This is a genomic window from Neobacillus kokaensis (genome assembly GCF_014656545.1).
Classification (GTDB): domain Bacteria; phylum Bacillota; class Bacilli; order Bacillales; family Cytobacillaceae; genus Neobacillus; species Neobacillus kokaensis.
The window spans coordinates 374,798-392,840 of record NZ_BNDS01000001.1; the positions used below are offsets into that span (position 1 = coordinate 374,798).

An 18,043-nucleotide genomic window follows, 5' to 3' on the forward strand; every position below is an offset into this window, starting at 1 on the left:
ACGCATTTTATCTGCGGGTCGAAGTGATATATCTGCGACTTAACACATTTTATCTGCGGGTTGAAGTGATATATCTGCGACTTACGATTTTCGACGAGGGGAGCGGTATTTTTTTGTTAAGTTTTCTAATTGTTTACTATTTGCAAAGTAATATCTGCCCTTATTTGCCCTGGAATATTTTAAATTAACTGACCTCAGCATTCTGCCTGAGGCATCTGGTGAAGTTATTTGTGCGAACTCACGAAACAGTTGGTTTGTAATTTTTAAATCAAACAATAAAAAATAATCCAATAATGTATAAACATGAGCATTGTTCGAAAAGCTTTGACAGGAAGGGCAGTACCATTTTAATTTCTTACGAGAAAGGGGCAGATAATCGCATGTTGGACAATGAACCCCAAATTTTAAATCTGACTTTTTGATTCCATAGTTTTGAAGAATGTATTTTGTTGGAGGAGTATTCAATTTAACTAGAAGTTTACTTAATTTGCGTAGATCTTTAGGAGTTAATTTAACGTTACCATACTTCTGCTCATATAATGGAATCCTCTTTAGCATGCTATGTGATTTGCAAACCCGTTTTATAACTTTGTGGTTGTTTCCCTTGAATGCTAGAAGAGCGTTGGAATTGCTAATGACGACTAGATAATCGACTGGAACCGGCGGCATGTTATGTTTGGCAAGCAGTTGTTGGACAAACTTTTGATGTCTTTCTGCCTGAGCAATGGGATCAGAAAAACCTTTTTCAATTCCATCTTTATTTTGAAAAAATTGTTCATTCTCTGTGTCGAATGTTAGTTTTCCGGTCATATTTTTTATTTCAAGGATTAGGGCAAATCTTGAGGTCAATAGAAGGGTATCGATTTGGCAATTATACTCATCGTCGGGAAAGTTTAAATCATGGAATATTATGTATTCATCATCCAGCAGGGATCGTAAATAAAAGTCGAGTGCTTCCTCTCCTCGAAACCCGGCCCATCTTCTTTCCAGTTCCTCAACGATTAGGGGGTATTTTACATGGAACTTTGGGAGGCGCCGTAAAATGGCTTCTAAAATTAAAATGAAAATGGGTATACCACGTTCTTTTCCTATCAATACACATCACTCCTTTAATCATTTCCTCACTATTTTAAATGAAAAAGCAACTAATTTTTGCATAGTCTGTGGAATATTATCGAACTTTTATAAAAGGTTAATTTCCTGTTATTTTTATGAGGAATAACAGAGTTTTTCTGCTAAAATTTACATATATTTAGGTCTTTTTCGAAAATATAATTGAATTTTAAACTATTACTTATGATATTAGTTATCTCAATTTGATATTTGGTAAGAAATATCTATTTTAAAAATATATCTGCGAGTTTTAGCAATATATCTGCGACTTGAAGCAATATATCTGCGAGTCGGACCATTTTATCTGCGACTTGAAGCAATATATCTGTGAGTCGCCCAAAGAAGCACTATAAAAAGGAGGCATCAATAAATGAACCAACCAACCGCAATAGTAACCGGTGCATCGGGTGGGTTTGGCTTGTTAACTACAATGGAGTTGGCCAAATCGGGGTTTAAAGTGGTCGCGACAATGAGAAACCTCGAAAAAAGTATCAATCTATTAACGGAGGCTAAAAAATACAATCAAGAAACGAACATTACTCTTCACGAACTGGACGTCACATCAGAGGTTTCAATCAATAAATTTCAATCATTTCTTGAAACAGTAGAAAGGGTAGACGTCCTTGTGAATAATGCCGGCTACGCTGCCGGCGGTTTTGTCGAGGAAGTTCCATTAGATGAATATCGCAAGCAATTTGAGACAAATGTATTTGGAGTCATCGCCGTAACCAAGACTGTTCTCCCCTACATGAGAAAACAAAAGAGCGGCAAGATCATCAATGTTAGCAGTATCAGTGGGAAGGTGGCTTTTCCGGGGCTCTCTCCATACTGTGCGTCTAAACATGCCCTTGAGGGGTGGAGTGAAAGTCTGCGCTTAGAGATGAAGCCTTTTGGGGTTGATGTTGTCTTAGTAGAGCCAGGTTCGTTTAAGACAAATATTTGGTCAACTGGCAGGCAGGTAACCCCCTCTCAAACGGAATCCCCTTATTTCGAGCATATGCAAAAACTTGAAAACTATATTTTATCAGGAGAATCCGGCCATGGCGACCCGGTGACAGTTGCCAAAAAAATAGCAGCAATCGCGAGAATGAAAAAGCCAACCCTACGCTTTTCAATCGGCAAAGGAGTGGGAATGACCATTCTTTTAAAGAACTTAATCCCTTGGAATCAATGGGAAGCGGTAGTTCTTAAAACCCTTAATAAAACTAAAAGCTAACACCTTCGACAGATTACGACAAATACGAAGCATCTTCTCTATTAAACTAGGTTGTAGTAACAAGAGGGGGAAGAAAATGCTTAATCATAAATACTTTATTTGTATGCTTTTATTCATATTTATTTTTCAAGGATGTTTAAGCATCTCGGCAAAAGCAGAGCAATCCAATAACCTGCAGAAAATGCAGGCGGATTTAGGCGAGTACTTAAAACCTATGGGAAATCACGTTGTAAAAGCAGAAAAGGGCAGTTTTTTCTATTCATTTATTGAAGCTAAACTGTTTGGAAAGTATATCAAACCAGTCTATGTAAACCGGAATAGCTGCTTTGATATTCTTGCGGGGCTTAAGACGGCCGTTACGGATATTCACCCGATTGTGCCTAATGAAAGTATAGCGGATGAACCGATTCGGTTATCCTTTGCAGGTGACGCAATGTTTGATTGGTCTGTTAAACAAACAGTCAAACAGAAGGGGCCTGATTATCCGTTTGAATATGTTAAATCAGAGCTTGGCTCCAGCGATTTAAATGTGGTGAATTTGGAGACGGCAATTACCACAGGAGGAAATAAGCAAGATAAACAATATACGTTCCGGTCGCACCCGCAAGCCTTATCCGGGTTAAAAAATGCTGGCTTTCAGCTTGTAAGCTTAGCAAATAACCATTCGCTTGATTATGGGCAAACAGGTTTTACTGATACAATCGCTAATTTAAAACAATATAACGTGGATTATGTCGGAGGCGGTTTAAATAAGGAAGAAGCCTATTCAGCAAAGAAATACATGATAAAAGGGAAAATCGTCAAAATATTAGCCTTTTCAAGAGTCCTGCCTGATTATTCATGGGTAGCGACAGACACAAGACCAGGCTTAGCAAATGGCTATGACATTAACCTTATCGAAAATACAATCCAAAAGGAAAAAGCGGAGACGGATCTTTTATTTGTTTTTATTCATTGGGGGGTTGAAAAGAACCGCACTCCGGAACTGTTTCAACGTGAATGGGCTAGGAATATGATCGAATCTGGAGCGGATGGTGTTATCGGCAGTCATCCTCATGTGCTTCAGGGGTTTGAGTATTACAAAGGAAAACCTATTGCTTATTCATTAGGAAACTTTTTATTTCCAAACTATATTAGTGGAAATGCGGCCCAAACTGGTATATTGCATTTGGATATTGCCAATGGGGAAATGGTCATGTCCTTTGAGCCATTTCGAATTTCGCGGGATCAAATTATTAAACAATCAAATTTAGAAAAGAAGAGAGTCTGGAAGGAGCTGCAAAGTCTTTCATATGGGAAATTAGAATTCCACAATGGAAGAATTAAGGACTTAACCTCAGAAGTTGATACGGGTTACTAATGATTGCAGAGGATGATTCATCCTCTGTTTTTTTTGTCGAAAAAAGGTATAGGAAAATAATGTAAAATTAATCGGTTTGTTGCTCAAACATATATTTAAAAATGTTTTGAATGAAAAATTTGTTTGCTAAAATTTTTTAAAGATAGCAAAAATTAATTTTTTTATCAAATAATTTGGCAGGAATTTCAGTGATATTATGAGAATAATAGAAATATGATAGATTGAAGGAGGGGTCATATGGGTATTAAAGTGGTTGAAAAAGAAGAAATAAAAGTCGTTGGTATTTCATGGAATGGATCGTATTCCCAAACGGACAAAATTCCTAGTCTATTTCAGTTGTTGGAGGAACGTATTGAAGAGGTGCCGCTTCAGACGAAAGAACCGGTGCTGATTGCACCATTCCATAGCCGGGAATCTGAGTTTACTTATTATGTAACAACACCAGTTGAAGAGGTTGAGGAAATCCCTGATGGAATGGTCGGTTTTTCGATTCCGCGTAAACATTATGTGTGCACCACTCATAAAGGAAGTCCTGAGGAGGTTGAAAATACATACCGTAGATTATTAGCTTGGATGGAGGAATATGGTTACGAACAGGACCACCAAGCACTAAGTCTAGAAATTTATAAAGAAGAACATAAACAGCAAAATGCTGCTGGAAATCTTCATTTTGAAATTTATTTACCTGTAAAAACTTATAAAAGTTAACTATTTTAGAGAAGCGCTTGCTTCTCTTTTTTACATAAATTAAGCAGGCTATTTCCCTTTTTGGACTTTTTTCTGTATAATAAAAATTATTATCTTAATTGAATAATTCCTTCGGGGCAAGGTGAAAGTCCTTACCGGCGGTGATGAAGCGATGCTTCTTAGTCCGTGACCCGTTTAACAGTAATGTTAAACGGTGGATCTGGTGAAACTCCAGAGCCGACAGTTACAGTCTGGATGGGAGAAGGAAAAGATTTAGGTTTAGACACAGGAAAAAAATCTGTATGTTTAAGCCTTACTTTCCTATTGTCTTTTACTGAGCCCTGAATTGATATTCAGGGCTTTTTTACGTTTTTAGAAGGAGACAAAATGATGAATGATGCGTATTACATGGATTTTGCTTTAAACCTTGCGAGAGGAACGGCAGGACAAACTTCACCAAATCCGGTTGTCGGTGCTGTGCTTGTTAAGGACAATCAAATAATTGGCATGGGTGCACATCTGAAAGCAGGGGAACCTCATGCGGAGGTACATGCTATTCGTATGGCTGGTGAAAAGGTACAGGGTTCTACGTTGTATGTCACTCTTGAGCCTTGCAGCCACTATGGAAAAACACCGCCATGCTCGGATTTAGTCATTAAATCTGGAATCAAAAAGGTTTTTGTCGCAACAACAGATCCGAATCCGCGTGTTGCCGGAACAGGAATTGAGCGGATGGAACAAGCTGGTATTGAAGTGGAAATAGGGCTGCTGGAGCAGGAAGCCAGAGAGTTGAATAAAGTGTTTTTTTATAACATTCAAACAGGACTTCCTTACGTTACATTAAAATCTGCTGTTACTCTAGATGGTAAAACAGCGACGGTAACGGGTGATAGTATGTGGATTACGGGAGAAGAAGCTCGTGCTGATGTCCACCAATTTCGGCACCAGCATGATGGTATTTTGGTGGGGGTAAATACGGTTTTAGCAGATAATCCTTCCCTAACGACCAGGCTTTCTAATGGAGGTAAAAACCCGATAAGAATTATTCTGGATACCCATCTCCGAACACCGGAAGAGGCAAAAATCGTAACCGACAAAGAAGCGCCTACATGGATTATTACAGGTTCCGAGATAGACGTGGAAAAAGAAAAGATATTTCGCAATGCTGGCATTGAAATAATTAAAATGGCAGGTAAGTCCATTTCTATTAAGGAAATGCTAAAGGTAGTAGGTGAACGAGGGATTACATCGCTCTTTGTCGAAGGCGGCGCTGAGGTGCATGGCAGCTTTTTAAAGGAGCGTGCTTTTCAGCAACTCATCAGCTATATCGCACCGAAATTAATTGGCGGTAAGCTTGCACCTTCTTCTTTTGGCGGTCCGGGAATGGAAATGATGGCTGAGGCAATTGATTTAAATTTGAAACAGGTCGATCTTATTGGCCGGGATGTAAGAATTATTGCAGAGCCTAGATAAGGGGGATGGATTTTGTTTACCGGAATCATTGAAGAAATTGGTATTCTGTCAGAAATGAAGCGGACCGGAAATTCTTTTGTTCTGGCCCTTGAGGCAAAGAAAATTCTTGAAGATGTTCATCTTGGTGATAGTATTGCGGTGAACGGAGTTTGTTTGACCGTTACTTCATTTACCGGACATCGCTTTACAGTCGATGTCATGCCGGAGACAGTCAAAGCAACAAGCTTAAAAGATTTGAAACGAGGTTCAAAAGTGAATCTTGAACGAGCGATGGCAGCCGGTGGCAGGTTTGGCGGGCATTTTGTTTCAGGTCATATTGACGGCACCGGCGTGATTAAGAGCAAGAATGCATTTGAAAACGCAGTTTATTATGAGATTGAGGCAGATCCTGACTTAATGAAATATGTCATTCTGAAAGGATCTATCGCCGTTGACGGGACAAGCCTTACCGTTTTTGCGGTAACAGAAAATAGTTTTACGCTGTCATTGATTCCACATACATTATCGGAAACAATTTTAGGGTTTAAGGGACCTGGCGATATCGTTAATCTGGAATGCGATATGATTGGAAAATATGTTGGACATTTTTTTAAAAATCTCAAAGGGGACCAGCAGCAATCAACTAAACAAGGATTAACAGCGGAGTTTTTACAAGACAATGGATTTCTTTAATTCTTCTGAATCTATACTAAAACAAAGGAGTGAGTAAGCATGTTTGATACGATTGAAGAAGCGATTTCTGACCTAAAGGAAGGAAAGGTCATTATAGTTTGTGATGACGAGGACCGGGAAAATGAGGGAGACTTCCTAGTGTTGGCTGAAAAAGCCACACCAGATGTGATTAATCTCATGGCTACCCATGGAAGGGGACTTATTTGCGTTCCAATTGAAGAAGAATTAGCACATAAGCTTGACTTGATGCCAATGGTTGCCGTAAATACAGACTCACATGGAACTGCTTTTACGGTCAGTATCGACCATAAATATTCGACAACCGGTATTTCAGCATTCGAGCGGTCGGCAACGGTCCTGAGCATGATTGATCCAGAATCAAAGGCAGACGATTTTAAACGGCCTGGGCATATCTTTCCGCTGGTTGCTAAAAAAGGCGGAGTGCTTCGCCGAACAGGTCATACCGAGGCAGCAGTGGATTTTGCTGCTATTTGCGGTGCTGCACCTGCAGGCGTTATTTGTGAAATTATGAATGAGGACGGTACAATGGCGCGTGTTCCTCAGCTCCGTAAAATTGCCGATAAGCTTAATTTGAAAATGGTAACAATCAAGGATCTAATTGAATATCGGAACAAAAAGGATAAATTGGTTAAGCGGGAGGTGGAGATTAAACTGCCAACTGAATTTGGTGATTTTAAAGCAGTTGGGTATTCCAATCTAGTTGACGACAAGGAGCATGTCGCTTTAGTAAAAGGAGAAATTGACCCGGAAAAGCCAATTTTAGTCAGAGTTCACTCCGAATGTTTAACGGGTGATGTGTTTGGTTCCTACCGCTGTGACTGCGGACCTCAGCTGCATGCAGCCCTGTCGCAAATTGAGCAGGCCGGAAATGGCGTTCTTTTATACATGCGTCAAGAAGGGCGTGGTATTGGACTTCTCAATAAATTAAAGGCCTATAAACTCCAGGAACAGGGCTATGATACGGTTGAGGCAAATGAAAAGCTTGGGTTCAAGGCAGATTTACGGGAGTATGGAATCGGTGCACAAATCTTAAAGGATTTGGGTGTTAGGAAAATAATGCTTCTAACGAACAACCCGCGGAAAATTAAGGGTCTAAAAGGTTACGATCTAGAGGTTGTTGAACGGGTGCCGATTGAGATGGAGGCCAGAGCTGAAAACGAAAAATATTTACGTACCAAGCATGATAAGCTAGGGCATCTGCTTCACTATTAAACAAATAACTTAATGGGGGATTAAACGATGGGACATATTTTTGAAGGAAATTTAGTTGGTACAGGTTTGAAAGTAGGAATAGTTGTTGGCCGTTTTAATGAGTTTATTACCAGCAAATTATTAGGCGGGGCACAAGATGCATTAAAAAGACATGGCGTAAATGAAACAGATGTAGATGTAGCATGGGTTCCAGGTGCATTTGAAATTCCGTTGATTGCGCAAAAGATGGCGCAAAGCGGAAAATACGATGCGGTCATTACACTTGGTACTGTTATTCGAGGATCCACACCACATTTCGATTATGTCTGTAATGAGGCTGCAAAAGGGGTATCCGCTGCTTCATTAAAAACTGGAATTCCTGTTGTTTTCGGTGTATTAACAACAGACTCAATTGAGCAGGCGATTGAACGTGCCGGCACAAAGGCTGGAAACAAAGGCTGGGATGCTGCTTCCTCAGCAATTGAAATGGCAAACTTATGCAGGAATCTGGAAGTTTAACCTGGAGCATGAAATTATTTGTCGAAAATCATATACAAATGAAAAAACATTTTCTATAATGAAGTAGACAAAATATACTTAAAATGAACATAGGTGCTTAAAGATCTTTAGATTTTTAGCTTAAAAGGGAAGATTGGTGAAAAGCCAACGCGGTCCCGCCACTGTATATGGTAGCAGTTCTATACGATGTCACTGTCAATTTGATGGGAAGACTTAGGATGCAATGACCATGAGCCAGGAGACCTGCCTATTTCGATTATGCCAAAAAACCTACGAGGATAGGGAGGTATGGAAGACTAGACGTCTTTACTTTTTCGTAAATGAATCTAATCAAACCAACATCCTCTTAAGTTTGGGGATGTTTTTTTGTGTTGGATTGGCAATGAAAGGTATATTTTTTGTTACATTATGAGAAAGCAGGTAGGAAAATGAAGAAATTATATTCACTCTTGTTCATACTTTTATTAATAGTAGGAGCATTAGCCGGCTGTGCAGAAAAGAAAGAACAAGTAAAAGAAGAAAATAAAACAAATGTTGAAACCAAAAAAACAGAACAAGTAACATTCCCGGTAACGGTTAAAGATGCCCTAAATGATGATGTTGTCATCGACAAGAAGCCTGAAAGAATCGTATCTCTAATTCCAAGTAACACTGAAATTGCCTATGCTCTAGACCTTGGTAAGGAAGTTGTCGGCGTTTCTGACTTTGATAATTATCCGGAAGATGTAACAAAGAAAGAGAAAATTGGCGGAATGGAAATTAATTTAGAAAAAATTATTGCTTTGAAGCCCAATTTGGTTTTAGCACACGCTTCTTCTGCCCATAACTCTGAAGCGGGATTGAAGCAGCTGCAGGATGCTGGAATTGCTGTACTAACTGTCAATGACGCACAAAATTTTGATCAAGTTTATGATTCAATTCTGATGGTTGGGAAAGCTGCTGGAGAAACAACAAAAGCAGAAGAGCTTGTTTCCGAAATGAAGGAAAAGCTTGCTGGGATTAAAGAAAAGGCTGCAACAATAAAAGACAAGAAAAAAGTATTAGTAGAAGTATCACCTGCACCAGAAATCTATTCACCAGGGAACAACACATTCATGAATGAAATGTTAACAATAATTAACGCTGAAAACATTACCAGTGATTTAAACGGCTGGGCAAAGATTGATCAAGAAGCGATGATTAAACGCAATCCAGATGTGATCCTGACTACATATGGCTATTATGTGAAAAATCCAGTCGATCAGGTTTTATCAAGAAAAGGCTGGGAAAACGTAAATGCTGTGAAGAATAAGCAAGTAATCGATGTTGATTCAGACCGTGTGACTCGTTCAGGTCCTAGAATCATCGAAGGAGTAGAGGATCTTGCTAAGGCCATCTATCCGGAAGTTTTTAAATAATAAAATAGCTGCATATACGATTGCCGGGATATTTTTAATTATTTCAATTTTATTAGGGATTGGCATTGGTACTGTATCTGTGCCAGTTCCTATTATTATAAAAATTATTGGGGCCAAATTATTTGGTTTTTCGATTAACGATGTGGAACCGATGTTTAAAAGTATCGTTCTTAATATCCGTTTGCCAAGAGTTATTCTTTCGGGTCTTGTTGGTGCGTCGCTTGCGATTGCAGGGGCAGCCTTCCAAGGACTGCTGCGGAATCCGCTTGCCGACCCATATACATTGGGGGTTTCCTCCGGGGCATCTGTCGGTGCGGTTATCACGTTATTTTTCAAGCTGTCTATTCCATTTGTCGGCTATTTTACTTTGCCATTATTAAGTATTCTTTTTTCATTTATCACAATTTTTAGTGTCCTCACTTTTGCTCGGAAAATTGAACGCTCTATGCGGGTGGAAACCATTATTTTAACCGGGATAATTTTCAGCTCGTTTTTAGGAGCGGTGATTTCACTTATGATTGCATTAACAGGAGATGAACTGCGGCAAATTATTGGTTGGCTGCTTGGCAGTGTCTCGATGCGCGGCTGGGAATATATTAAGATTATCCTGCCGTTTTTTATCATTGGCTCGGGCATTCTTCTATTAAATGTCAAAGAACTAAATGCTATGTCATTTGGGGAAGAACGTGCCCAGCATTTAGGAGTCAACGTCCAAAAAAGAAAACTGGTCATCCTTACAGCCGGTTCCATCTTAACAGGGGCGGCAGTGGCAGTGTCAGGCACCATTGGTTTTGTTGGTTTGGTGATACCGCATTTGGCAAGAATGGTTTGGGGACCAGATCATAAACATCTTTTGCCATTATCGATTTTGATAGGCAGCGGATTTTTAATTCTTGCTGATTTAATATCACGGACGATTATTTCACCGACTGAATTGCCGATTGGCGTTATTACGGCCTTGATCGGCGCACCAGTATTTGCTGTTATTTTATTGCAAAGAAAAAGAATGGAAAGAAGTGGATAGGGATGCTAAGCGTTCAACATGTCTCTGGCGGTTATTCAGGAGAAGACGTGGTAAAAGATATTTCATTCAGTGTTAATAAAGGGGAACTGTTCGGCATCCTTGGTCCAAATGGCAGCGGGAAAACAACGCTGTTAAAAATGCTTAGCGGCATTCTTCCGTTCGGGCAAGGGGAAATTCTTATAGGAGGAAAGCGGCTGCAAACGTACAGTCCAAAACAGCTGGCCCAAAAGATTGCCGTATTATCCCAGCATTCTACACAGTCGTTTTCCTATACGGTCAAAGAAACGGTAGCGCTTGGCCGGTATGCTCATCAAAAGGGTTTGTTTCAGACATGGAGTCAAGAGGACGAAGCAGTAGTCCAAAGGGTGATGAAGCAGATTGGCGTATCTAAATTTCAAGAAAAAAATATCCAGGAATTGTCTGGCGGCGAGAAGCAGCGTGTATTTCTCGCACAGTCATTAGCACAGGAGCCGGAGATCCTCTTACTGGATGAACCAACGAACCATTTAGATTTATCCTATCAAAAGGAACTGCTTGACCTGTTAAAACAATGGACGATAGAAAATGGGCTGACAGTCATTTCGATTTTTCATGATTTGAACCTTGCCGGACTATATTGCGACCGTTTGCTATTGCTTGAAAAAGGAAGGATTAAAATCAATCATGTTCCAAATGAGGTAATACGCGAGGAAACCATTCGCGATGTGTATCAAACGAAAATCCAGAAGCATCCGCATCCAAAAGTTGCGGCCCCCCAGATGGTCCTGCTCCCTGAAAAGCAGAAGCTGGAAAATTTAATCCAGATTAACGAATCGTTACTGCTGCAATCTGATGAGATCATCTGTTTAAAATCGCCAAACCCGTTGAGGACCATGTCCTCTGGTGTGATCGGGTCGGGTACCGGCTGGCATCAAACATTTGTAAATCGTCATGTATGTAAAGATTATAACTGCAGCGACCATCGTGAAGAAATGGCTTCGTTTTTACTATCCAAAGGATTTGAACCATCAGAAACGGTTGGGATGATGACAGCAGTACTGCTTGCGGACGTCGAATATAGGTTATTTGAAGCCGGTGGATTTTCTATCTTTGTTGTCGTAACCGCAGGAGTTGGCAATGCTGTGGATGCTTCCAACAGTGATATGCACGGAGTGGAGATGATGCCTGGCACCATTAATACTTGGATATTTGTAAATGGGGAACTGACCGAAGAAGCATTCATTCAAAGTATTATGACCGCTACGGAAGCCAAGACTAAAGCATTGCATGATCTAGAAGTCAGGGATGAGATAACAGGGACAATAGCTACAGGGACGTCGACTGATAGTATATTAATTGCGGCAACGCAAGCAGGAAAAGGATTGGACTATGCCGGGACGGTTACTCCTCTTGGGAAGCTAATAAGTAAAGCAGTGTACCATTGTACTACGAATGCAGTTCAAAAATCACAAAAGAGGAAACGATCGTGATGATGTATCATTTGGCCGCCATAACGATTGCTTATTTTATTGATATGATAATCGGTGATCCCCCTAATTGGCCGCATCCTGTACGATGGATTGGTTCACTGATATCCTATTCTGAGAATCGCTTAAACAATGGAAGATTTAAAAAATTTAAGGGAGTGGCCATGCTCCTTTTTGTCGTATTTCTAGTATTTGCGGCAGTATTTATTTTTGTTTTCATTGCTTACAAGATTCACCCATTTGTTGGAGTAGCGGTGGAAGGTGCCACTATTGCTGCTGCCATTGCGCAAAAAAGCTTAAAAGAGGCGTCCATTGAGGTTTATGAGCCGTTAAAAAATGGTGACCTTCCCGAGGCTAGAAAGAAACTTTCTTATATTGTCGGAAGGGATACCCATCAATTGGATGAAGCTGAAATTTCGCGGGGCGCGATTGAAACGGTGGCAGAAAATACGAGTGACGGGGTAACAGCCCCATTATTTTGGGCTCTAATAGGCGGTGCACCGCTGGCAATGGTTTACCGGGCAGTGAATACATGTGATTCCATGGTAGGGAATTTTAGTGACCGATATAAGGAGTTTGGCTGGGCGTCTGCGAAATGGGATGATGTGATGAATTGGATTCCAAGCCGGTTAACAGGCATGCTGATGCTTATTGGCAATCGTCCCAAAAGGATGAATTATCAAAAGGCATGGATGGTTTTGTTTCGTGATGCTAAAAAGCATCCTAGTCCAAACAGCGGCTGGGGTGAAGCGGCTGTTGCCAGTATTTTAGGAATCCAGCTCGGGGGAACCAATTACTACAAGGGAATCGTGTCAAACCGGGCAAAAATGGGAGACCCGATTCATCCGATTCAAGCAGATCATATCATTCAGGCTAATACAATTTTAACTAGAACAGTATTTTTATTCTTGGTTTTTTTATGGATTGGAGGTACTGTATTTGAGCGTGCTGTCACATAATGCTTCCTTGATTTTTATCACTGGCGGTGTAAGAAGCGGAAAGAGCAGCTTTGCTGAAAAGCATGCTGAGGAAATCGCAATAGAAACAGGAGGACAGCTTAACTATCTTGCTACTGGTGTTCCATCAGATCCCGAGATGACAGAACGGATTGAAAAACATCAGCGCGACAGGGAAACAGGAGAATGCCAATGGAAAACAGTAGAACGGTCTGTTCATATTGGTGAGCTTGTTTCATCATTCAATTCGGAGGATATTGTTTTATTGGATTGTGTTACGACTCTGTTAAATAACGAATTATTTAGCAGAGGGCATGTCTGGGACAATCTTTTTTTAACTAATGTACAAGAAAGTGTAGTATCAGGGATCTTAAAGCTTAAAAACCAAGCAAAGGCACTCATTGTGGTTAGCAATGAGGTTTTAAACGAACCGTTGGCCGGCAATGAGCTTGTTTTTACATATGGCAAATTGCTAGGGAGAATTCATCAAGAACTAGTAAAGGAAGCCGATCAGGCATTTTTAGTAGAAGCCGGAGTTCCGGTTTTAATGAAAGGGGTGCAGCGATGAAGGGAATCATGATTCAAGGGACGGCATCTGATGTAGGAAAAAGTTTTATTGTGACGGTGTTATGCCGAATCCTTGCAAATGAAGGGATCAAAGTTGCCCCATTTAAGTCGCAGAATATGTCCAATAATTCAACTTTCACCCCGGATGGCAAGGAGATTTGCATTGCTCAGGCAATTCAGGCGGAAGCTGCCAGAATTAAACCGACTGAGTGGATGAACCCGATTTTATTAAAGCCCCGTCCCAACCAAGAATCCGAAGTTGTCTTCTTAGGCGAGCAAATTGACATTATTAGCGGAAAAGCTTATAGGGAGAGCTTTTATGAGAAGGCCATAGCCGTTATCGAAACATCCCTTGCCCGGCTCGAAAATGAATTTGAGACAGTTGTGATAGAAGGTGCGGGCAGTCCGGTAGAAATCAATTTAAAAAACCGCGAGATAGTCAATATGAAGGTGGCGGAGCTTGCGGATGTCCCTGTAATTCTAATAACCGATATAGACCGCGGCGGGGCATTTGCCAGTATTGTAGGTACACTTGAACTGCTGGAGCCAAAAGAACGTGAGCGGGTTGTTGGTGTAATCATTAATAAGTTTCACGGAGACGTTGGTCTATTTCAGGATGGAATCAAATGGCTTGAAGCAAAAACAGGCATCCCGGTACTTGGGGTGCTGCCATATGTAGAAAATCATATGATTGACGTTGAGGACTCACTATCCTCAAGCCGAATTTCTTCTCAGACGGCCGGCCATAAAGAGGACCGGAATACAAAATTGGATGAGGTTGCCTCGCAAATGAAAAGCCTGCTTAGATGGGACGTAATAAAAGAAATTATCGATAACTGGGGCATTAAAAAATGAAATTCTTTAGAGGGTTTTTGATTGGGCTGCAATTTTTTTCTGCTGTTCCTATTACAAAACAATTTCCAATGGATCAAGTGCATCTTAAAAGGACGATTCAAGCATTCCCATTACAGGGGTTATTTCAAGGACTTATCTATTCCTTTTTATTATATCTATTGCTTGAATACACACCGTTTTCCCATTTGGCTGCTGCTTTCATACTATGGTTAATGACCATTGTTCTTACAGGCGGTATCCACCTTGATGGCTGGATGGATGCAAGCGATGCTTACTTTTCCTATCGCGATCAAGAAAAACGACTGGAGATTATGAAGGATCCTAGAACAGGTGCATTTGGGGTCATGTCGATTATCCTGCTATTAAGTTCTCGGTTTTTATTTATCTATGAAATTACTGAAAATGCTCACCTGATGTCATTTATTTTGATAGCAGCAATTCCTTTTTTCAGCAAAGCGGTCATGGGCGTCCTGCTTCTTTCGGTTCAATCAGCAAAGCGGGAGGGTCTTGGCTTTCTATTTCAAAATGCCGCTAAGTTGGAAGCATTATGGATATATCCAATCTATTTATTGGTAAGTGTTTTTCTTTTACCGATTACCGGGATTTTACTAGCTGCAGCTGTGGTCTGTTTGTTTTACGCCCGCCGGAAGGTGATAAAGTGGTTTGGAGGGATTACGGGTGATGTACTTGGTGCAGCCGTGGAAGGAACGGAGCTGATTCTATGGATGACTGTGTGGTTATTGCATTATTTCGTCATGGAGTAACTGAAGCAAACAAGCGAAGGGCGTATTTAGGTTGGAGTGATTCACCATTATGTCCCGAAGCGAAGTCATTGTCACCGAAAAAGGATTATGGTGCTTATTTTTCCAGTGATTTAGCAAGATGTGCTGAGACTGCCCAATTTATGTTTCCGAATACATCTCCGGTTTACCTGCAAGAATTTAGGGAAATGAGTTTCGGGGAATGGGAAGGAAAAACATATGAAGACTTAAAGGATCATAAACTTTATCGTCACTGGCTGTCAGAACCTTTTCGTTACAATCCGCCAAACGGAGAGTCTTTTCAGGAATTCACAAGCCGAGTTGATGCCGGGTGGAAAACTCTGACAACTGCAATTTTTTCAAAAAATATTCATCGCTGTGCTGTTATTACACACGGTGGGGTGATTCGTTATTTGTTAACTGCATATGCTCAGGAAGTAAAGGATTTTTGGGACTGGAATATACCGCATGATGCAGGGGTTGAACTAACTTTTTCACGTGAAGGGTTGAGGAGAGGTGAACGATGCATTTTGTTACAGGAGGTGCCTTTAACGGCAAAAGAGCTTGGGTAAAGAAAGTATATAAAGATGCAGTTTGGGTTTCAGCATATGAAAATGGCTTACTCCCGGCTGAATTGGCCATAACTACTAATTTACTGGTTTTAGAAGGAATTGAGATTTGGATTAGAGAATTAACTAAACAACATGATGATGCTAACCAATGCCGGGAGATCTGGAATTGCTGTCTAAATGGTTGGCACCGCTGGGAGAAAGCCGATCCCAATCGCTTAGTCGTGGTAATCGGAACAGATATCACAAAAGGAATTGTTCCAATGGAAAAAGAAAACCGCCTTTGGCGGGATGTAACTGGCTGGGCCTATCAAGATCTAGCAGCCAAAGCAGAAAAAGTAGATTTTATTTGGTATGGCATCAATCAAACAATTAAATCAGGGGGAGATTGTTAATGCGAATTTACACAAGAACAGGTGATAAAGGACAAACAAGTATCATTGGCGGCAGGGTTGATAAAGATGATATCCGTGTTGAGGCATATGGTACAGTTGACGAAGTGAACTGCTTTGTTGGACAAGCGGTAACCGAACTTGACCATGAAGTTTTCAAAGATGTACTTGATGATCTAGAAAAAATTCAGCATGAGTTATTTGACTGCGGCGGTGATCTGGCAAATGTGACTGAAAAGCGCCCTGTAAAACTTCAGCAAGAATCGATTGATTTTTTAGAAGCGAAAATTGATGAATATATTAAAGAGGCACCGGAATTAGAAAGGTTTATCTTACCTGGCGGAACTAAACCGGCTGCTTCCATCCATATTGCCAGAACGGTTACAAGAAGGGCAGAAAGATTAGTAGTATCACTTTTAAAAGCAGACTCAAAAACCCCTGTACTTACTTTACAATATTTAAACAGGCTTTCAGACTATTTCTTTGCATTGGCTAGGGTAATCAATTGCCGTTTAAATGTAAAGGATGTTGAGTATGTCCGCAGTGCGAAGGTGTTTCGCGATGGGAAGCGGAAAGATGAAAAGTAAGCTTAGCGGAAAATTTATCAGCATGTGTGCCATGTTTACCGCCTTATCCGTCGTGGGAGCATCTATTAAGGTTCCTGCGGTAGTAGCGAGTGTTGCCCTGGATGCTTTTCCAGCACTTTTAGCAGCTGCAGTGTTAGGCGGTGGCGCTGGAGCGTTAGTAGGAGCATTAGGACATTTAATATCAGCGTTGTTGGGAGGGTTCCCATTAGGTCCGATGCACTTTTTGATTGCAGGGGAAATGGCTGTTCTTGTTTGGTTATTTGGCGTTGTCTATAAAAAACAAAAGGTAATGGCCGGTGGAATTTTCGTGCTTGGAAATTCCTTTGCGGCTCCGATTCCATTTATCTTTTTAATCAGTAAAGCATTTTATACAGCGATGGTTCCTTCATTGGTGATCGGCTCGATATTGAATACCATTATTGCCATGATTGCGATTCCTCGTCTCGTTTCATTTGTTTCACATGGATTTTCTAAAGGGACGGTAAAACGATGAGGAATGTCCTGACACTTCCTTTTGAAGGGGGAAGCTTCCTGATTATTTCCAGTGATAATAGTGGTGCCATTGGGATGAAGGAGCATGACCATGTCCATGTTCCATACGAAACAGTTGCCTATTATTCGTTTCGGGTGGCCGCAATGGAATGTATTGCGGCAGGAGGGGCTCCTGTTTCGGTTGTTCTTCATAATTTTTGCGGCAATGAACCGTGGGAAGAGCTGGTAAAGGGTGTTCAAAAAGGATTGTTTGAACTTGGTCTATTCGATGTTTCTATTACAGGCAGTACGGAAAGCAATTTTCAATTAATGCAATCGGCTTTTGGAGTAATAGTGATTGGTAAAAAAACAGCTGATAAAAAATCGGAGATTCAAAATTTTAATAGTGTAAACTTGGCTGTTATTGGACAGCCTTTAGTAGGTGATGAAGTGATCCAACGGGGGAACGAAGTTGTCCCTTTGTCGGTTTTCCTTGAGGTAAGCAAATTAAATGGGGTTCTTGCCTGGCCGGTCGGATCGAAGGGGATCTTATACGAGCTTCAAAGAATGTTTCCAGAATTGGAATTAACGAAGGAAAAAGTAGAATCTGACGTGGATTTGTGCAAATCCTCGGGACCTGCAACGTGCTTTATTTGCACTTTTAATAATGAACAAAAAGAACTATTAAATAAGCTCGCCGAAAACTTCATTCATTCATTAAAAATAAACAGCACGCCGTAAACCGG

At 40.7% G+C, this 18,043-nt stretch carries 20 protein-coding genes and 2 riboswitches; of the genes, 19 read left to right on the forward strand and 1 reads right to left on the reverse strand.

The window, feature by feature from the left end:
• Nucleotides 1-81 precede the first annotated feature (81 nt).
• Nucleotides 82-1,095, reverse strand: a complete 1,014-nt coding sequence (locus IE222_RS01795) for a nuclease-related domain-containing protein (protein ID WP_191269099.1) — start codon at nt 1,093-1,095, stop codon at nt 82-84.
• A 388-nt stretch (nt 1,096-1,483) separates the two neighbouring features.
• Between IE222_RS01795 and IE222_RS01800 the strand changes: the two genes are divergently transcribed.
• The 19 genes from IE222_RS01800 to IE222_RS01890 all read left to right on the forward strand — a co-directional run bounded on the left by IE222_RS01800 (nt 1,484) and on the right by IE222_RS01890 (nt 18,038).
• Nucleotides 1,484-2,329, forward strand: coding sequence for an oxidoreductase (locus IE222_RS01800; protein ID WP_191269101.1), 846 nt, complete (start codon nt 1,484-1,486; stop codon nt 2,327-2,329).
• Nucleotides 2,330-2,405: 76 nt separating this feature from the next.
• The gene (locus tag IE222_RS01805) at nt 2,406-3,689 is read left to right on the forward strand and encodes a CapA family protein (protein ID WP_223282541.1); all 1,284 of its coding nucleotides are present in this window, start codon (nt 2,406-2,408) and stop codon (nt 3,687-3,689) included.
• Nucleotides 3,690-3,926: 237 nt separating this feature from the next.
• On the forward strand, nt 3,927-4,397 hold the full coding sequence (locus IE222_RS01810) for a GyrI-like domain-containing protein (RefSeq protein ID WP_191269103.1): 471 nt from the start codon (nt 3,927-3,929) through the stop codon (nt 4,395-4,397).
• 103 nt (nt 4,398-4,500) lie between these two features.
• Nucleotides 4,501-4,647, forward strand: a riboswitch (FMN riboswitch).
• A 119-nt stretch (nt 4,648-4,766) separates the two neighbouring features.
• Complete coding sequence (gene ribD / locus IE222_RS01815; protein ID WP_370465002.1) at nt 4,767-5,849, forward strand: bifunctional diaminohydroxyphosphoribosylaminopyrimidine deaminase/5-amino-6-(5-phosphoribosylamino)uracil reductase RibD; 1,083 nt, start codon at nt 4,767-4,769, stop codon at nt 5,847-5,849.
• A gap of 12 nt (nt 5,850-5,861) precedes the next feature.
• Nucleotides 5,862-6,521, forward strand: a complete 660-nt coding sequence (ribE, locus tag IE222_RS01820; RefSeq protein WP_191269107.1) for a riboflavin synthase — start codon at nt 5,862-5,864, stop codon at nt 6,519-6,521.
• A 39-nt stretch (nt 6,522-6,560) separates the two neighbouring features.
• On the forward strand, nt 6,561-7,754 hold the full coding sequence (locus IE222_RS01825) for a bifunctional 3,4-dihydroxy-2-butanone-4-phosphate synthase/GTP cyclohydrolase II (RefSeq protein WP_191269109.1): 1,194 nt from the start codon (nt 6,561-6,563) through the stop codon (nt 7,752-7,754).
• A gap of 27 nt (nt 7,755-7,781) precedes the next feature.
• On the forward strand, nt 7,782-8,252 hold the full coding sequence (ribH, locus tag IE222_RS01830; protein WP_191269111.1) for a 6,7-dimethyl-8-ribityllumazine synthase: 471 nt from the start codon (nt 7,782-7,784) through the stop codon (nt 8,250-8,252).
• Nucleotides 8,253-8,326: 74 nt separating this feature from the next.
• A riboswitch (cobalamin riboswitch) is annotated at nt 8,327-8,517 on the forward strand.
• 163 nt (nt 8,518-8,680) lie between these two features.
• Nucleotides 8,681-9,649, forward strand: coding sequence for an ABC transporter substrate-binding protein (locus IE222_RS01835; RefSeq protein WP_191269113.1), 969 nt, complete (start codon nt 8,681-8,683; stop codon nt 9,647-9,649).
• Nucleotides 9,615-10,673 (forward strand): FecCD family ABC transporter permease, encoded by a 1,059-nt coding sequence (locus tag IE222_RS01840; RefSeq protein ID WP_191269115.1) that lies wholly within the window; start codon nt 9,615-9,617, stop codon nt 10,671-10,673. Before IE222_RS01835 ends, IE222_RS01840 begins: the two co-directional genes overlap by 35 nt.
• 2 nt (nt 10,674-10,675) lie before the next feature.
• Nucleotides 10,676-12,142 (forward strand): heme ABC transporter ATP-binding protein, encoded by a 1,467-nt coding sequence (locus IE222_RS01845; RefSeq protein ID WP_191269117.1) that lies wholly within the window; start codon nt 10,676-10,678, stop codon nt 12,140-12,142.
• Entirely contained in the window at nt 12,139-13,098 is a 960-nt protein-coding gene (cbiB, locus tag IE222_RS01850) for an adenosylcobinamide-phosphate synthase CbiB (protein WP_191269119.1), read from the forward strand. The genes IE222_RS01845 and cbiB overlap by 4 nt, the downstream gene beginning before the upstream one ends.
• Nucleotides 13,085-13,663 (forward strand): bifunctional adenosylcobinamide kinase/adenosylcobinamide-phosphate guanylyltransferase, encoded by a 579-nt coding sequence (locus IE222_RS01855; protein WP_223282556.1) that lies wholly within the window; start codon nt 13,085-13,087, stop codon nt 13,661-13,663. The genes cbiB and IE222_RS01855 overlap by 14 nt, the downstream gene beginning before the upstream one ends.
• On the forward strand, nt 13,660-14,517 hold the full coding sequence (locus IE222_RS01860; protein WP_191269120.1) for a cobyric acid synthase: 858 nt from the start codon (nt 13,660-13,662) through the stop codon (nt 14,515-14,517). The genes IE222_RS01855 and IE222_RS01860 overlap by 4 nt, the downstream gene beginning before the upstream one ends.
• A complete protein-coding gene (cobS, locus tag IE222_RS01865; protein ID WP_191269121.1) occupies nt 14,514-15,281 on the forward strand; it encodes an adenosylcobinamide-GDP ribazoletransferase in 768 nt (255 codons plus the stop codon). The genes IE222_RS01860 and cobS overlap by 4 nt, the downstream gene beginning before the upstream one ends.
• The gene (locus tag IE222_RS01870) at nt 15,239-15,850 is read left to right on the forward strand and encodes a histidine phosphatase family protein (RefSeq protein ID WP_191269123.1); all 612 of its coding nucleotides are present in this window, start codon (nt 15,239-15,241) and stop codon (nt 15,848-15,850) included. The genes cobS and IE222_RS01870 overlap by 43 nt, the downstream gene beginning before the upstream one ends.
• Nucleotides 15,802-16,242, forward strand: a complete 441-nt coding sequence (locus IE222_RS01875) for a bifunctional adenosylcobinamide kinase/adenosylcobinamide-phosphate guanylyltransferase (RefSeq protein ID WP_191269125.1) — start codon at nt 15,802-15,804, stop codon at nt 16,240-16,242. Before IE222_RS01870 ends, IE222_RS01875 begins: the two co-directional genes overlap by 49 nt.
• Nucleotides 16,242-16,826, forward strand: a complete 585-nt coding sequence (locus IE222_RS01880) for a cob(I)yrinic acid a,c-diamide adenosyltransferase (RefSeq protein WP_191269127.1) — start codon at nt 16,242-16,244, stop codon at nt 16,824-16,826. The genes IE222_RS01875 and IE222_RS01880 overlap by 1 nt, the downstream gene beginning before the upstream one ends.
• Complete coding sequence (locus tag IE222_RS01885; RefSeq protein WP_191269129.1) at nt 16,816-17,319, forward strand: ECF transporter S component; 504 nt, start codon at nt 16,816-16,818, stop codon at nt 17,317-17,319. The genes IE222_RS01880 and IE222_RS01885 overlap by 11 nt, the downstream gene beginning before the upstream one ends.
• On the forward strand, nt 17,316-18,038 hold the full coding sequence (locus IE222_RS01890; RefSeq protein ID WP_191269131.1) for an ATP-binding protein: 723 nt from the start codon (nt 17,316-17,318) through the stop codon (nt 18,036-18,038). The genes IE222_RS01885 and IE222_RS01890 overlap by 4 nt, the downstream gene beginning before the upstream one ends.
• Nucleotides 18,039-18,043 lie beyond the last annotated feature (5 nt).

Excerpts from the sequence above, each read along its gene's own strand:
- ribD (WP_370465002.1), top strand. The coding sequence starts at position 4,767 with ATGAATGATGCGTATTACATGGATTTTGCTTTAAACCTTGCGAGAGGA.
- IE222_RS01800 (WP_191269101.1), top strand. The coding sequence starts at position 1,484 with ATGAACCAACCAACCGCAATAGTAACCGGTGCATCGGGTGGGTTTGGC.
- IE222_RS01885 (WP_191269129.1), top strand. The coding sequence starts at position 16,816 with ATGAAAAGTAAGCTTAGCGGAAAATTTATCAGCATGTGTGCCATGTTT.
- IE222_RS01880 (WP_191269127.1), top strand. The coding sequence starts at position 16,242 with ATGCGAATTTACACAAGAACAGGTGATAAAGGACAAACAAGTATCATT.
- ribH (WP_191269111.1), top strand. The coding sequence starts at position 7,782 with ATGGGACATATTTTTGAAGGAAATTTAGTTGGTACAGGTTTGAAAGTA.
- IE222_RS01825 (WP_191269109.1), top strand. The coding sequence starts at position 6,561 with ATGTTTGATACGATTGAAGAAGCGATTTCTGACCTAAAGGAAGGAAAG.
- IE222_RS01845 (WP_191269117.1), top strand. The coding sequence starts at position 10,676 with ATGCTAAGCGTTCAACATGTCTCTGGCGGTTATTCAGGAGAAGACGTG.
- IE222_RS01860 (WP_191269120.1), top strand. The coding sequence starts at position 13,660 with ATGAAGGGAATCATGATTCAAGGGACGGCATCTGATGTAGGAAAAAGT.
- IE222_RS01810 (WP_191269103.1), top strand. The coding sequence starts at position 3,927 with ATGGGTATTAAAGTGGTTGAAAAAGAAGAAATAAAAGTCGTTGGTATT.
- IE222_RS01835 (WP_191269113.1), top strand. The coding sequence starts at position 8,681 with ATGAAGAAATTATATTCACTCTTGTTCATACTTTTATTAATAGTAGGA.
- IE222_RS01875 (WP_191269125.1), top strand. The coding sequence starts at position 15,802 with ATGCATTTTGTTACAGGAGGTGCCTTTAACGGCAAAAGAGCTTGGGTA.
- IE222_RS01890 (WP_191269131.1), top strand. The coding sequence starts at position 17,316 with ATGAGGAATGTCCTGACACTTCCTTTTGAAGGGGGAAGCTTCCTGATT.
- IE222_RS01870 (WP_191269123.1), top strand. The coding sequence starts at position 15,239 with ATGGATGACTGTGTGGTTATTGCATTATTTCGTCATGGAGTAACTGAA.
- IE222_RS01805 (WP_223282541.1), top strand. The coding sequence starts at position 2,406 with ATGCTTAATCATAAATACTTTATTTGTATGCTTTTATTCATATTTATT.
- cobS (WP_191269121.1), top strand. The coding sequence starts at position 14,514 with ATGAAATTCTTTAGAGGGTTTTTGATTGGGCTGCAATTTTTTTCTGCT.